The sequence below is a fragment of the Candidatus Poribacteria bacterium genome, from assembly GCA_021295715.1.
In the GTDB taxonomy this organism is placed as follows: domain Bacteria; phylum Poribacteria; class WGA-4E; order WGA-4E; family WGA-3G; genus WGA-3G.
The window spans coordinates 43,270-56,255 of record JAGWBV010000032.1; the positions used below are offsets into that span (position 1 = coordinate 43,270).

At 47.9% G+C, this 12,986-nt stretch carries 15 protein-coding genes; 9 read left to right on the top strand and 6 right to left on the bottom strand.

Annotated elements, in window-relative coordinates; genetic code table 11:
* The first annotated feature begins 23 nt into the window (after positions 1 to 23).
* The gene (locus tag J4G07_10040; GenBank protein ID MCE2414335.1) at positions 24 to 674 is read left to right on the top strand and encodes a nucleoside monophosphate kinase; all 651 of its coding nucleotides are present in this window, start codon (positions 24 to 26) and stop codon (positions 672 to 674) included.
* Positions 675 to 708: 34 nt separating this feature from the next.
* Here J4G07_10040 and J4G07_10045 read toward each other — a convergent pair whose 3' ends face one another.
* From J4G07_10045 to J4G07_10055, 3 genes are read right to left on the bottom strand one after another with little or no spacing between them, the layout of a single operon-like run.
* A complete protein-coding gene (locus J4G07_10045; GenBank protein MCE2414336.1) occupies positions 709 to 2,502 on the bottom strand; it encodes a glycosyltransferase family 39 protein in 1,794 nt (597 codons plus the stop codon).
* A 20-nt stretch (positions 2,503 to 2,522) separates the two neighbouring features.
* Positions 2,523 to 3,032 (bottom strand): GNAT family N-acetyltransferase, encoded by a 510-nt coding sequence (locus tag J4G07_10050; GenBank protein MCE2414337.1) that lies wholly within the window; start codon positions 3,030 to 3,032, stop codon positions 2,523 to 2,525.
* A 24-nt stretch (positions 3,033 to 3,056) separates the two neighbouring features.
* Positions 3,057 to 3,653, bottom strand: a complete 597-nt coding sequence (locus tag J4G07_10055) for a GNAT family N-acetyltransferase (protein ID MCE2414338.1) — start codon at positions 3,651 to 3,653, stop codon at positions 3,057 to 3,059.
* A gap of 353 nt (positions 3,654 to 4,006) precedes the next feature.
* Between J4G07_10055 and J4G07_10060 the strand changes: the two genes are divergently transcribed.
* The 8 genes from J4G07_10060 to J4G07_10095 all read left to right on the top strand — a co-directional run bounded on the left by J4G07_10060 (position 4,007) and on the right by J4G07_10095 (position 11,544).
* On the top strand, positions 4,007 to 4,549 hold the full coding sequence (locus J4G07_10060; GenBank protein ID MCE2414339.1) for a shikimate kinase: 543 nt from the start codon (positions 4,007 to 4,009) through the stop codon (positions 4,547 to 4,549).
* A complete protein-coding gene (gene aroB / locus J4G07_10065) occupies positions 4,546 to 5,637 on the top strand; it encodes a 3-dehydroquinate synthase (GenBank protein ID MCE2414340.1) in 1,092 nt (363 codons plus the stop codon). Before J4G07_10060 ends, aroB begins: the two co-directional genes overlap by 4 nt.
* Before the next feature lie 95 nt (positions 5,638 to 5,732).
* Positions 5,733 to 6,878: a fibronectin type III domain-containing protein gene (locus J4G07_10070; protein ID MCE2414341.1), complete on the top strand. Its 1,146-nt coding sequence runs from the start codon at positions 5,733 to 5,735 to the stop codon at positions 6,876 to 6,878.
* 8 nt (positions 6,879 to 6,886) lie between these two features.
* Positions 6,887 to 7,537 carry a hypothetical protein gene (locus tag J4G07_10075; protein ID MCE2414342.1) on the top strand — a complete coding sequence of 217 codons (651 nt, stop codon included), beginning with the start codon at positions 6,887 to 6,889 and terminating at the stop codon, positions 7,535 to 7,537.
* Positions 7,538 to 7,540: 3 nt separating this feature from the next.
* Positions 7,541 to 8,362: a hypothetical protein gene (locus J4G07_10080; GenBank protein MCE2414343.1), complete on the top strand. Its 822-nt coding sequence runs from the start codon at positions 7,541 to 7,543 to the stop codon at positions 8,360 to 8,362.
* Positions 8,359 to 9,054: a hypothetical protein gene (locus tag J4G07_10085; GenBank protein ID MCE2414344.1), complete on the top strand. Its 696-nt coding sequence runs from the start codon at positions 8,359 to 8,361 to the stop codon at positions 9,052 to 9,054. The genes J4G07_10080 and J4G07_10085 overlap by 4 nt, the downstream gene beginning before the upstream one ends.
* 265 nt (positions 9,055 to 9,319) lie before the next feature.
* Complete coding sequence (locus tag J4G07_10090) at positions 9,320 to 10,162, top strand: sugar phosphate isomerase/epimerase (protein ID MCE2414345.1); 843 nt, start codon at positions 9,320 to 9,322, stop codon at positions 10,160 to 10,162.
* A 2-nt stretch (positions 10,163 to 10,164) separates the two neighbouring features.
* A complete protein-coding gene (locus J4G07_10095; protein MCE2414346.1) occupies positions 10,165 to 11,544 on the top strand; it encodes a sulfatase-like hydrolase/transferase in 1,380 nt (459 codons plus the stop codon).
* Between the two features lie 58 nt (positions 11,545 to 11,602).
* Here the strand turns inward: J4G07_10095 and J4G07_10100 are convergent, their stop codons facing one another.
* The 3 genes from J4G07_10100 to J4G07_10110 are packed head-to-tail and all read right to left on the bottom strand — an operon-like array spanning position 11,603 to position 12,871.
* Positions 11,603 to 12,316: an SDR family oxidoreductase gene (locus J4G07_10100; protein ID MCE2414347.1), complete on the bottom strand. Its 714-nt coding sequence runs from the start codon at positions 12,314 to 12,316 to the stop codon at positions 11,603 to 11,605.
* Entirely contained in the window at positions 12,313 to 12,534 is a 222-nt protein-coding gene (locus J4G07_10105; protein ID MCE2414348.1) for a hypothetical protein, read from the bottom strand. The genes J4G07_10100 and J4G07_10105 overlap by 4 nt, the downstream gene beginning before the upstream one ends.
* 1 nt (position 12,535) lies before the next feature.
* Positions 12,536 to 12,871, bottom strand: a complete 336-nt coding sequence (locus J4G07_10110; GenBank protein MCE2414349.1) for a hypothetical protein — start codon at positions 12,869 to 12,871, stop codon at positions 12,536 to 12,538.
* Positions 12,872 to 12,986 lie beyond the last annotated feature (115 nt).

Here is a 12,986-nt window from a genome sequence, read left to right on the forward strand (position 1 = left end):
GGCGGCAGAGGACGAAAACAGACATGACAACGGATAAAAGCCTTCCACACGAGGCGGATGGACTGTGTTATCAAGCAGTGATACTTGTTGGTCCCCCTGGTGTCGGCAAGGGAACACAAGGGAAAATGCTGGCACAAATCCCCGGCATTTTCCACGTCTCCAGTGGGGATATGTTCCGCGAACTTGATAGCAATTCCAAATGCGGACAGATATTCCAACAATACGCAGGCATCGGTAAATTAGTCCCAGATCACATTACAATCAAAATCTGGCAAGACTACATGGCGGCAAAAGTCCGCGAGCAGGTTTACGCGCCAGAAAGCGATCTGCTGATTCTCGATGGCATCCCACGCAACATTGTGCAAGCCGGTCTCATAGCACCTTATATAAAACTTTTTAAGGTAATCTATATGGTCTGTGAGGACCGGGAAGTGATGTTTAAACGCATCCGAGGACGCTCCCTGAAAGAAAATCGAATCGACGATTCTGAAGAAATTGTCGTTCGCTACCGGTGGGATGTTTACAAACGAGAAACCGAACCATTGATTGATTACTACCCGCAAGACCTCATTCGAATCATTGATGCCGATACGACTGCAGCGGATGTTCTTCATCAAATCCTCTCAGCCATCGTGCCTATCCAAAAGAATTATTTCAAACCTCCCGTTATGTAAGCAATCACGCGAAATCCCACTTCTATTTTCCCATTCACGGCATTATTGCATCGAGACGGCGATAGACGCGGAGTTCTGGATGCGCAAGGGCGCGCATCGGAAACGGGGCACCGTTATCGGATATCATTTCGATGCCTAAGAACTTTGGTGCGCATCGGAATATTTTGTACAACTCATACGGACTTCCGTCCCCTAAAACCTGCGTATAGAACGCAAGTGTCTCCGCTAATTCAATCTCGCTGAGAGGGTACCAGTCCTCATCTCGATAACGTTGAGGCGCTTTTTCGTATTTGCGGAACACTTCATAATCCGGCATAACGATAAGTACCCATTTTACCTTTTCATCTGTCACACTGAAGTCTAACGCAGGGAGAAGCCAGTCGAATAGGATCTCTGGCGCGACAGCAACAGGTTCCTCTGGCGGAATGTGCGTGGTTATCCAGTTCGATGCTGCAATCTTCGTTGGCTGCGAGAGCAGGATGGAGGCAAACGAGAGGGTATAAACCAATGAGTAAAGCACTACAACACCCCCCACGACTGTTCCAAACCATTTCCCAAATGTATTAAGCTCTTCAGTGGAACATGGAAAATTCACGCGCGCGCGCGGGTGTCCCAACGCTAACAGAGTTGCCACAATGCTCGGAAAACGTGTGAGCGTGGCAGCTCCCAGGACAGTGAGTGCCGGATAGAGTATCAGGAGGTGGCGGGCGAACTTAACTTTATGTATCCCGATAAATAGGAGATACGGAATGATGAAAGATAGTAAGAGGATGGATTGGAAGGTTGGAAGACTGGAAGATTCTTGGTTGGAAGGTTGGAAGGTTGAATGGTTGGGATCCCCATCCTTTCCTTCTTCCCTTCTTCCAGTTCCTTGCTGACTGCTATTCTTTCCCACTGCCGATTGCCGATTGCCGACCGCTTTAAGCGACACGAGCGCACACAAAACCCCCAAACTGACGAGGAGCGCAAGCGGTAGACCCATGCCCCATTTCAAGAGCGTCCAGAGATAGGTAAGCCGATGTAGCAATCCAGAGTCCGCTGTAGCGATGAGACCGAAGTGTCCATGGTGATAATGAGTGGCTTCATACCAGAAATCCTCAAAGAAGAGATGCCACTCTGGTGAAATCAGGTCGATGAGCCAATAAGGGCAGAGGAGTGTAAAGGTTAATACGGAAATACCAATGGTTGTTGCGAATTTTTTATAAAATCCCTCACTCCTAATGAAGACCAACAAAGAGAAACCTACAAAGACGGTTGTAAATTTGACGGCGAAACCGGTTCCCGCGATGACACCGAGCCATACCGCAGTTTGAAATGTAGGCGCGACTGAAGAAGATCGCACACGTATCACGAGATAGAGAAACAAAGTCACACAGAAAGTCGCGGGGATGTCAACAAGTGCAAAACGCGATTCATTCGTGGCATGTAACATCGCGACAGCGAGCAATCCTACGGCAATCTGACCTATACGTTTATTGTAACAGTGAACGCCAATGCGATAGGTGAACCAAAGTGTTGCCGTGGATAGCAGAACGTTGATACAGCGTGCCAGTAGGATTACGTGGGCTTCCGTTAGCTGCAAACCGACAAGCGACAGTAATTTACCTATCCCAGCAATACTGTAAAACCATGCTGTTCCGGGCCAGTTATAGATTTGAGGTGGAGCTGTGAAGTGGATAAGGTTCAGCACATCTCGTGCGATGAGCACTTCACGTGGGTCAGGAGAATCAGGTAAGCCGATGTTTATCCCGATAAGTCGGAAACCGAAGCCGCTGATGAGGATCGCAGGTATAACAAAACGACTCGGGGAACGGAAATAGTTTGTCACCGCGAGAGGCACTCTCATGTTTAGAAAAGATCCAGTTTTTCAAAAATACCGCGCCACCGTAGCAGATGGTTTTCACCAGCATAAACAGGAACAAACCCTAAGTTGAGATAATTTTTGATTGCTGGGAGTCGAAAATCGTCTGTGTCTAACATTACGGGTGCCACACGTTGCGCTTTGAAATAGTGTAGGAGATACACCGTTAGCCATTTGCCGAGTTTATGACCCGTGTGTTCTGGAAGCACTGCGAGCATGTCAATGTAGCCAATCGGTTTGCCGCGAAGAGATTCCTTCCACGCACACGCTGTCCCGATAGGAACCTCTTTGTGAATAGCGAAACAGAAGCCATCTGGATCAAAATTCGGTTGGCTAATAACGTTAGCGTAGGTATCTTGAGCGGTTCGTCCCTGGTCTACGAAGGCTCTGTCCATGATTCGCGCCCAGTGTGCTTCGTCTCCTTGTCGGTAGGTGCGGATATAATACCCGTCAGGACACTGGAGCGTCGGTAAATTTTCCAAACCGTGGCGAGCCATTTTAAGTTGATCTTCCATTCTCTATTAAATTGAGACTTTCGCCCATAAATCCTTTGGAAATGTTTCGCTAACGTTCTCGATTTGCGTTGACATAGAGGGCAGTCCCAATTTCTCAAAAATCTTTTGCCATCGTTCAGGCTGCCCCTCTTCAACGTAAACAGGTATAAACCCTAAATTCAGATAAGTCTTGACAGCAGGAACACGGAAATCGTCGGTATCCAGCATTGAGCATTTGAATCCATTGTCGCGGAAGTAGGTGAGAACAGCGAGCGAGACCCATTTTCCGAGTTTGTGTCCGGTGTGTTCACCGACAACACCTACCATGTGCACATATCCGACATCCTTCTCATCTACAGATTGCCGCCACGCACAAGCCGTTCCAACAGGAATATCCTGATGTGTTGCGAAATAGAGTCCTTCAGGAATGAACACATCTCTGCTGGTAATCTCATTCTTTGTATCTTGGGCAGTGCGTTTCCTGCCGCCAAACGAGTCGCTAATGATATGTGCCCAATGCACCTCATCCCCCTCACGATAGGTTCGCATGCTGTAGCCTGACGGGAGTTGCAGTTCAGGTAAATTTTCTAAATTGGGACGTACCATTCTGAGTTGTCGTGCCATTTTTTAATTTTACCTTGCGGTTCGGTCAGGTGGGTTTTGAAGAATAACGTGCCTTTCCGTATATCCGCCTGCGTGTTTTTGCAATGTAATACAAGGAATGGAAATGTAATACAAGGAACGGATTTAGTCTCTCCCCAGACTAAATCCGGTATTTCTGCGTATTGTTGCAGGCTACGGTTTTTGTATGATATTTCTATGGCAAAAAACGTATCATCGCTTCCGTAATTATACCATACCTCAAAAATTGGTGCAAAACCTTTGCATTATTTTTCAAAAGTGTTATAATGATTATCAGGTATCGGTTGTCGGTTGCACATATCCACAACTGACAACTCTTAAGAGGTGAAAATCCGGTGCAGCAACCTGTCAAAAGAAAACCCAATATTGTGCTTGTCGGTTTTATGGGCACAGGAAAAACTTCTATCGGAAGACGACTTTCCTCGCAACTTCGGATGCGCTATGTGGATACAGATGACGTTGTTGAGCGGAACAGTGGCAGACGTATCAGTGCCATCTTTGCGGAAGACGGCGAATCTGCTTTTCGGGAGCTTGAGAGCGAAGCCGTTCGTGAGGTTTCGAAACTGTATAACCACGTTATTTCCACAGGTGGCGGAGTCGTCCTGAAAGAAGCCAATATGATAGAACTAAAGCGAAACGGTATTGTCTTCTGCCTAACAGCATCGGCGAAGGAGATTTATAGACGGGTTGGACACCAAACACACCGACCGTTGCTCCAAACCCCTGACCCACTCGCGAAGATCCAGTCCATGTTGGCGGAACGACAACCCTACTATGTGAAAGCTGATCACGTGATAAGCACAACGGGACGTTCATTCGGTGAAATTATCACTCACATTAAACGGGTGTTTACAAAAAGCATTAGGAATTCAAAATGACGAGAACCTTACACGTGGAGCTTGGAGACAACAGTTATCCGCTCGTTGTTGGGACAGGACTCCTTAACAACTTTGGAGAATTGCTCACACCGCATACGAAATCTAATAAGGTGCTCATTGTTTCGGATACCTATGTCAGAACGCGCTATCTGCCCGTTGTGCTGAAGAGCCTCAAAGATACCCGGCTTGACGTCCACGCAATCGAAGTCCCAGTTGGTGAAGAGAGCAAATCGCTGACGCAGTTTTCCCGGATACAGGACAGTTTGGTAGAACATCAACTTGATCGAGGGTCAATGCTCATTGCTCTCGGTGGCGGTGTCATTGGCGATTTGGCTGGATTTGCCGCAGCCGTATACATGCGTGGCATTCCTTACGTTCAGATTCCAACGACGTTACAGGCGCAAGTTGATGCCAGTGTCGGCGGCAAGACAGCGATTAATCACCCAAAAGGGAAAAACCTCATTGGTGCGTTTCATCAACCAAAGTTGGTTGTCATTGATGTAGATACGCTCAAGACTTTACCACAGCGCGACATCCGAGCAGGACTTATCGAAGTTATCAAAATGGGTGTTATCCGTGATGAACCGCTGTTTGAAAGGGTTGAAGAAAATCTTGAGACTCTCTTAAACTTAGATGACACAGTACTCATTGAGATGATCTCACAAGCGTGTGTCAACAAGGCAGAAATCGTCGCAAAAGATGAGAAAGAAAGCCGACTGCGGATGGTGCTAAATTATGGGCACACCTTTGGACACGCGCTGGAAGCACTGACGCATTATAACAGGTATCGACACGGGGAAGCGGTTTCTATCGGTATGAATTGCGCCGCACAGTTAGCTACCAATTTAGGGATGTTCTCTGAGACCGATTTTCAACGACAGCGCACGCTCTTAAAGCGTGCAAAATTGCCCATCACTCTTCCTTCTGACCTTACCCCTGAAGCCTTATGTGACGCCATGTATTTAGATAAAAAGACGTTAGGTGGTAAACTCCGCCTCATTCTGCCGACGCGTATCGGAGAAGTCGTTATCCGCGACGATATAGAGGATCGGCAGGTTATAGAAGCAATTACGCAATGTTTTTGTTAATGGCGGTCAGCGGTCAGCAGTCAGCAGTCAGAAAGAGATTGTTTCTGCTGATAGCCAACTATTGAAAGTTGATAGCCATAAATGAGGAATAATTTATGACAAAAATAACTCAATGGATAGTCATTTGCTTGGTTTTATGCGTTATCGGTGGCATTGCATTTAGCCAAGGACTTGCACCACCGTCAAATGTCACGGCAGTGGACACACCCAACGACGACGGCAGCAGCATCACCGTTAAGTGGGGTGCCGCACCGGAAGGTAGCGATATCAGTGGGTATCAAATCCTACGTCGGATTGCCGGCGGTGGTCTTGAAGAAATTGGTGGGCTGCTACCCGCTGGAGCAACATCCTACGTTGATCCCACTATCGAAAAAGGGAACGCTTATGCCTACATCGTGCGTGCCGTTAGCGACACAGAGGCAACAGTTGATTCTGAAGAAACCGTACCCGTTAAAGGAACGGGTGAATGGTTTCACACCGGCAAAATCCCACTCCTTATTGCGATGCTTCTTTTCTGTGCCGCGATTCTTTGGAATATCTACGATGCGAGAAGCGGTAAAGAGATCTTTGTTCGGCGCATTCCTGGACTTGAGGCGGTGGATGAAGCTATCGGCAGAGCCACTGAAATGGGACGCTCCATTCTCTATGTACTAGGATTGGGGGGTGTAGATAATGTCGCTACCATTGCGAGTATGACAATCTTAGGGCAAATCGCACGGCGGACAGCCGACTATGAAACACCGCTGCGTGTGCCGTGTAATGACCCTATTGTGCTGAACGTGGTGCGAGAGATGGTAAGAACATCTTACCTCGACGAAGGTCGCCCGGATGCTTACAACGAAGAAAATATTTTCTTTCTCACCGATAGCCAATTTGCTTATGCCGCTGGTGTAGATGGGATGATGGTTCGCGAGAAACCAGCAGCAGTTTTTTTGCAAGGTCAGTTTTATGCTGAATCGCTCCTCATGGCTGAAACCGGTAATTCTATCGGTGCAATACAAATCGCAGGGACAGATTCTGAACATCAGCTTCCGTTCTTTATTGCAGCGTGTGATTACACTTTAATTGGTGAGGAACTCTACGCTGCGACGGCTTACCTATCCAAAGATCCTATGTTTTTAGGGAGTCTGAGAGGTCAAGATTGGGGTAAGGTTGTCATCTTTGCAGCAATTGTGTTTGGTGTAATTCTGGAATTATCTGGCGTTAACTGGATCACATCGTTCTTACAGAGAGTCCGTTAGGAGGCTTTATGAAACGACAAGTACCCTTAGTCCTCTGTTTTCTTTTTGGTATAGCACTCATCTTCACGCAGTTCAGTCCACATTCGTCGTCTCAAAAGCTTTACGAAGAGATAATTGATTGGAATCTTATAATAATACCATTCGCGTTGGTTTTGGCGGTGGCGACACTCATTGAAACCCATATAGCACGGGTTCGCCGCCGCGCGGAGCATTGGCAATACAGTCTTGTTGTCTTTGTGAGCATGGCGGTTATGGTTTTAATAGGTATTCCCTTTGGACCGCAAAACTCCGTTTTTGAATGGTTATACAACAACGTGCAAGTCCCGATGGACGCGACAATGTTTTCGTTGCTTGCCTTCTTTATTGCTTCAGCAGCTTACCGTGCCTTCCGCGCCCGAACGTTTGAGGCAACTTTGCTCCTCGTTACTGCAATGATTGTAATGATAGGAAATGTACCCGTGGGAGACCTCGCTTGGAACACTGTCCTGTCATGGCTTCCTTTGGAAGACGGTGCTTCAAAAGCACGCCAATGGATTTTAGACATCCCTAACCTCGCAGCACGACGCGGCATTATCCTTGGGGTGAGTTTAGGCGTGATCTCACAATCCATTCGGATTATTTTGGGTATTGAACGCTCTTACTTGGGCGGAGGAGATTAGCCAATGCTTGAAAAATTAATGAACATGGATCGGCGGATAATTTTTATATTCGTTGCCGTAGTCGTTATCATCCCAACGCTTATCCCGGTGAGGCTACCGACGCGGGTGTCCGAACCGGCGCAGAAACTTTATGACTATATTGATGGACTTTCTCCAGGCGAAACCATTATGCTCGCTTTTGATTACGGTCCATCCTCTTTAGCTGAACCAGAACCCATGGCAAAGGTGGTGCTGCGGCACTGCTTTGATAAAGGTGTGAATGTCATTGGAGTGACCCTTTATGCGAACATGCCTACCTTGGCTCACGGTCTTATGCAAAAAATTGCTGCGGAAAACGATGCGGTTTATGGTGAGGATTACGTTTTTTTGGGTTACCGCCCTGGTGTTTTACAGGTCATCCTTGGGATGGGGAATAATATCGCCGGTGTTTTTGAAACCGATTACAGTGGAACGGCTATTAATGAAATTCCGATGATGAAAAATATTAAGAACTACGACCAGATTGCCTTGCTACTTGACCTTGCCGCTGGAAGTTCAACGGAAGCCTGGATTATTTACGCAAACACAAGATACGGTTTAAAAATTGGTGCAGGCGTTACAGGGGTCATTATCGCACAGATGTATCCGTTCCTGCAAACCGGACAGTTGGTCGGTTTGATGCCGGGTTATTTGGGAGCCACTGAGTATGAGAAACTGTTAGACGCTCCTGGGGATGGAACTATAGGCTTAAATACAGCATCCTTCGTCCATGTTTTCCTTATCGGATTAGTCCTTCTGGGCAATATTGCTTTTTTCATTCATAGACGGCGGGGGGGAGTAGATTGATGGAAATTTTTGGTATCTGGATTGCAGCACTATTGACGCTTTGTATCTACAGTTTCCTTTACAGAGATAACCCGTTCTATCGGTTTGCAGAACATCTCTTCGTGGGAATATCGGTTGGATATGGTATTGTCATTACTATTCATCAAGGATTCATACCGTTAGCTTGGAATCCGCTGTCTGAGGCAGTGAGTGCACTTGGGACCCAAATAAGAGGTGAAGCCACACCAGAGACAAGTGAAGCCCTCAGTGGTTTATTCAAAATATTCCCGATTGGCATCGGTTTGCTCTTTTTTGCTCGGCTATCCGCACGGCACGCGTGGTTAATTCGCTATCCTATTGCTATCCTCATCGGGTTTAACTCTGGAATTGCTATCCCGAATGTGTTACGGGCATCTATTTTCGAGCAGACACACGGCACACTTACACCCTTTGCACAAATGCATGCCGGTTCGCTACCCCTTGGCGATATTATCGGAGCAGTCCTTATAGTCATTGGTTTGATTTGTACGCTCATCTATTTCTTTTTCTCTGTGGAACATCAGGGACCTGTTGGATGGTTCTCAAAAATTGGTATTGCTTTTCTCATGATAGGGTTCGGTGCAGCGTTCGGTAACACTGTAATGGGGCGTGTCGCGCTCTTGATTCACCGCGCGGGTTTTCTAATTAACGACTGGCTCGGTTCAATTTTTTGACGTTGTGCCGCAGATGTAAAGTAAAGACAAATTATGCCATTTAAGGGAACCTAATTTCATTCCGTCCAGGTTTTTAGTTGCTTGGACATTCTTCCTTAGAGTCGGACGTGAGCTTCACCGGAAACCGTTGTGAAACCTTCTTCGTAGTTCAAAACCCGTAGCCCGTAATGAAATGGAGGGCGGACTTAAGAAAAGGATGCTCAAGTTCAAACCCACGCCATTTAACCGCAAGGAAAAATAAAAAGCCGCAAGGAAAAATTAAAAAATGAAACTTGGATATAGCACATGGGGGATGCCTACCGTCCCCATAGATACCGCTCTTTCCCATCTCGCCAACCTCGGATACGATGGCGTTGAACTCACCATTATTCCCCGCTTTACCACCGAACTTAGCACACTTGACGCAACAGAACGGAAACGGATTTCATCCCTGTTCCAACAGCATAATTTGGCACTGCCAGCCATCGCTGCGCATTCCAGTCTATTGGAAACGGATCCGGAAGCCCACGCGAAAAACATGTGGCGATTGAAAGGTGGCGTTGATTTAGCAGTTGAACTCGCACAAGGGGACGAACTCGCCGCTGTCAATACGACACCGGGTGGAAAGCCAGAGGAGTGGGAATCTAAGAAAGGTTTCCTCGCAGAACGGGTCGGAGCACTCGTCGATTACGGGGCATCGCGGGGTGTCACCATCGCGATGGAACCCCATGTCGGTGCGATTATTGATACACCTGCAAAGGTGCTTGAACTCCTCGAAATTGTCAACTCACCGTATCTCAAAGTTAACTTTGACATCAGCCATTTCGATATTGTCGGTATGACAACCGAAGAGACGGTGTCAGCGTTAGCACCCGTATCGGCACATACACACGTCAAAGACCAACGCGGCACTGCCCCGGATCACGAGTTCCTCATCCCCGGCGAAGGTCCTTTTGATTATGTTGACTACCTCAAGCGGATGCGAGCACATGGTTATGATGGATTCATTACTGCTGAGGTGAGTTTCATGGTGCAAGCGAGAGAAGATTACGATCCGCTCGCCGCCGCGACACTTTCTTATGAAACATTGGCGAACGCTTTTAAAGAAGCCGGAATCGAACGAGGATAACGATGGCGACTCCGAACATCCTTTTGCTCATGACAGACCAACAGCGTTGGGACGCGATGAGTTGCAGTGGCGATTGGGTACAGACCCCAAATTTGGATCGGATTGCCAGTGAGGGTATCCGGTTCACAAACTGCGTTACCACATCACCCGTCTGTATTCCGACGCGACTCAGTCTGGCGACAGGCTTGTATCCGCACAACACCCACGTCTGGAACAACATGAACCACCAGATGCCTGCCGAAACGCCGACATGGATGCAAGCCGTGCGCGATGCTGGGTATCGGACAAGTCTTTTCGGTAAAACACATCTCCATCCGCACAGCGGCGATCTACGCGAACGTGAGGACTTAATGAATGCCTATGGATTGGACGATGTGAACGAAATCGGTGGACCGCGGGCAAGCGCGAAGGTGCTGTCCCACATGACCGCGATGTGGGAAGAGAAAGGGTTGTGGGAGGCTTATCGTGCCGATTATCGCGAACGGTTCAGCACAAAACCGCATCTCGTCCGACCCTCGACGCTCGGATTTGAAGACTACGCCGATGTCTACGTCGGGCAACAAGCGAAGCAATACCTCCAGAACTATGAACGGGAGGAACCTTGGTGCTGTTGGGTCAGTTTCGGAGGACCCCATGAGCCGTGGGACACGCCCGAGTCGTATGCCAGTATGTATAATCCTGAGGACATGCCCTCAGCCGTCTCGCGTCCACCGGCAGGAGAACGTCCTCGTGGGCATTTGGACAGACTCATGCAGCGTGTGAACCCGACATTTGGACCCGGCGAAATCGGAAGACTCCGAGCGAATTACGCAGGTAATGTGACACTCATTGATGATCAAATCGGGGAGATTCTCGATGCAATTGAGGCACGCGGCGAACTTGAAAACACAATCATTGTCCACACCTCCGACCACGGTGAAATGAACGGGGATTATGGACTCATCTACAAGAGCAACTTCCTCAATGGTGCCGTTCGGATCCCACTACTCGTGCGAACCCCTGACAGTGCAAACGCGGGGAGCGTTTGTGAGAGCCCAGCGGAATGGATCGACATCGGTCCAACGCTTGTTGAAGTGGCAGGTAGTGAGTTAGAAAATCGTCAATTCGGGAAATCGCTGTGTCCCGTGTTGACGCAACCTGACGCGATACACCGAGACTTCGCGATTTCGGAAATAGAGGGTGAGATTATGCTCCTAAATCAGGAGTGGAAGGCTGCTCTCAACGCAGATGGCGAGGTTTATCTCTTATTTGATGTGCAGAACGACCCAAACGAGGGACAGAACCTCGCGGGTAGACCTGAAGTTGCGGACGTTGAAACGGCGTTGCGCCTGCAAATTTTAGAAAGACTCATGCAGACGCAACTGGATAAACCCTTTCGGTAGTGCTGGCATCATTTTGATGCCGTTGCTTCTCTTTTTAGGTATATACGCTGGAAGTAAATTACGCCCTGCCGTAAACGGGGATCGCAGCACCGTTGATGATCGTTGCATCGTCAGAAGTCAGGAAACATATCACCTTGGCGACATCGGCAGGTGCTACCCACCGGTCATGCTCCTCGTCCGGCATGGACTCACGATTCGCGGGTGTGTCCATAACACTCGGCATAATGGCATTAACATTTACCCCCGAATCCATCACCTCAGCCGCCAACGCCTCGGTCAAGGTGCGGACCCCGCCTTTAGAGACACAATAGGCACTGAGTCCTGCCTCACCTTTCAATCCAGCGCGTGCGGAAACGTTGATAATCTTGCCGTAACCACGTTCGGTCATGTGGGGTATGACTGTTTTGCAACACAGAAAAACCGATTTGAGGTTAAGGTCCATCATAAAATCCCACCTGTTCTCTTCAAGCTCGGCAGTTGGAATCCCACCGACAAACCCGCCAACGATATTCACTAAGACATCCAGCGAACCGAATTTGGATAAAAATTCCTCAATGGTCTTCTGGACTTCGGCTTCTTCGGTGACGTTCGCAAAGAGGAATGTCACGTCTTCACTGAGTTCGGGATTGTATTCTTTGAAACTTTCGACTTCGTTCTCAAACAGATAGGTAACAGCGACAGTGTCGCCTTGTGCGAGATAGGCTTTGGTGACGGCACTCCCTAATATACCAGTGCCGCCGGTGATGAGGACGTTGCGGTTCTGTTGTGTCATTTTTTGTTTTCTCCACTTTGCTTATTGGTAGTCTGTATCCTAATATTACTACGAAATTCACGGTCATGGAGCGTGTCGGAAACGTAGATACGCTCATCGTGTCGTTCTTGTTCTTTGAAGTCGTTGTAAATTGCACGAGGATCGTAGTTAAATTTCGCAGCGTGTACTTCTCTGATTTTACGAATTTCATCCACAATTGGGTCACATTTATTACACATTTTAATCATCCCCCATTAATTCTTCAGGAGTACAAATGATAATTGGCTCATAATTCGCTTTGTGACAAACAGCATCGATACGCGGACGCATTGTTGCATTAACGATGTGTCGGAAATTCCAAGACACTAAGTATTCAACCTCACTTGCTGTTGTTGGAATAGCTATATGGAGAGCATCCTCAAATGCTGTCAATGGTATCGCCCCCTCGTCCACCAAGTTTTCAGCTAAAACTAACGCATTTTCAGAAAGTTCCAACGTAGTTATTGTATCTAGCGCATCAAGCCTCGCTTTCACCTCTTCTGGATTGCCCTGCCTTGCTTCTTGAACAACTAACACAGAAGCAACTAAGTCGAATTTGTTTTGGCAGTTCTGCCACTAGTGCTGTGTCACTCCTAAAATGATGGATGTGGGCAGCCACAAGGGACTGCCCCTACAGGGAAAATCCCTTCAA

Coding starts and splice junctions, on each gene's coding strand:
- J4G07_10075 (MCE2414342.1), top strand. CDS start 6,887: ATGAAACGACAAGTACCCTTAGTCCTCTGTTTTCTTTTTGGTATAGCA.
- J4G07_10055 (MCE2414338.1), bottom strand. CDS start 3,653: ATGGCACGACAACTCAGAATGGTACGTCCCAATTTAGAAAATTTACCT.
- J4G07_10090 (MCE2414345.1), top strand. CDS start 9,320: ATGAAACTTGGATATAGCACATGGGGGATGCCTACCGTCCCCATAGAT.
- J4G07_10040 (MCE2414335.1), top strand. CDS start 24: ATGACAACGGATAAAAGCCTTCCACACGAGGCGGATGGACTGTGTTAT.
- aroB (MCE2414340.1), top strand. CDS start 4,546: ATGACGAGAACCTTACACGTGGAGCTTGGAGACAACAGTTATCCGCTC.
- J4G07_10080 (MCE2414343.1), top strand. CDS start 7,541: ATGCTTGAAAAATTAATGAACATGGATCGGCGGATAATTTTTATATTC.
- J4G07_10050 (MCE2414337.1), bottom strand. CDS start 3,032: ATGGCTCGCCACGGTTTGGAAAATTTACCGACGCTCCAGTGTCCTGAC.
- J4G07_10070 (MCE2414341.1), top strand. CDS start 5,733: ATGACAAAAATAACTCAATGGATAGTCATTTGCTTGGTTTTATGCGTT.
- J4G07_10100 (MCE2414347.1), bottom strand. CDS start 12,316: ATGACACAACAGAACCGCAACGTCCTCATCACCGGCGGCACTGGTATA.
- J4G07_10095 (MCE2414346.1), top strand. CDS start 10,165: ATGGCGACTCCGAACATCCTTTTGCTCATGACAGACCAACAGCGTTGG.
- J4G07_10105 (MCE2414348.1), bottom strand. CDS start 12,534: ATGTGTAATAAATGTGACCCAATTGTGGATGAAATTCGTAAAATCAGA.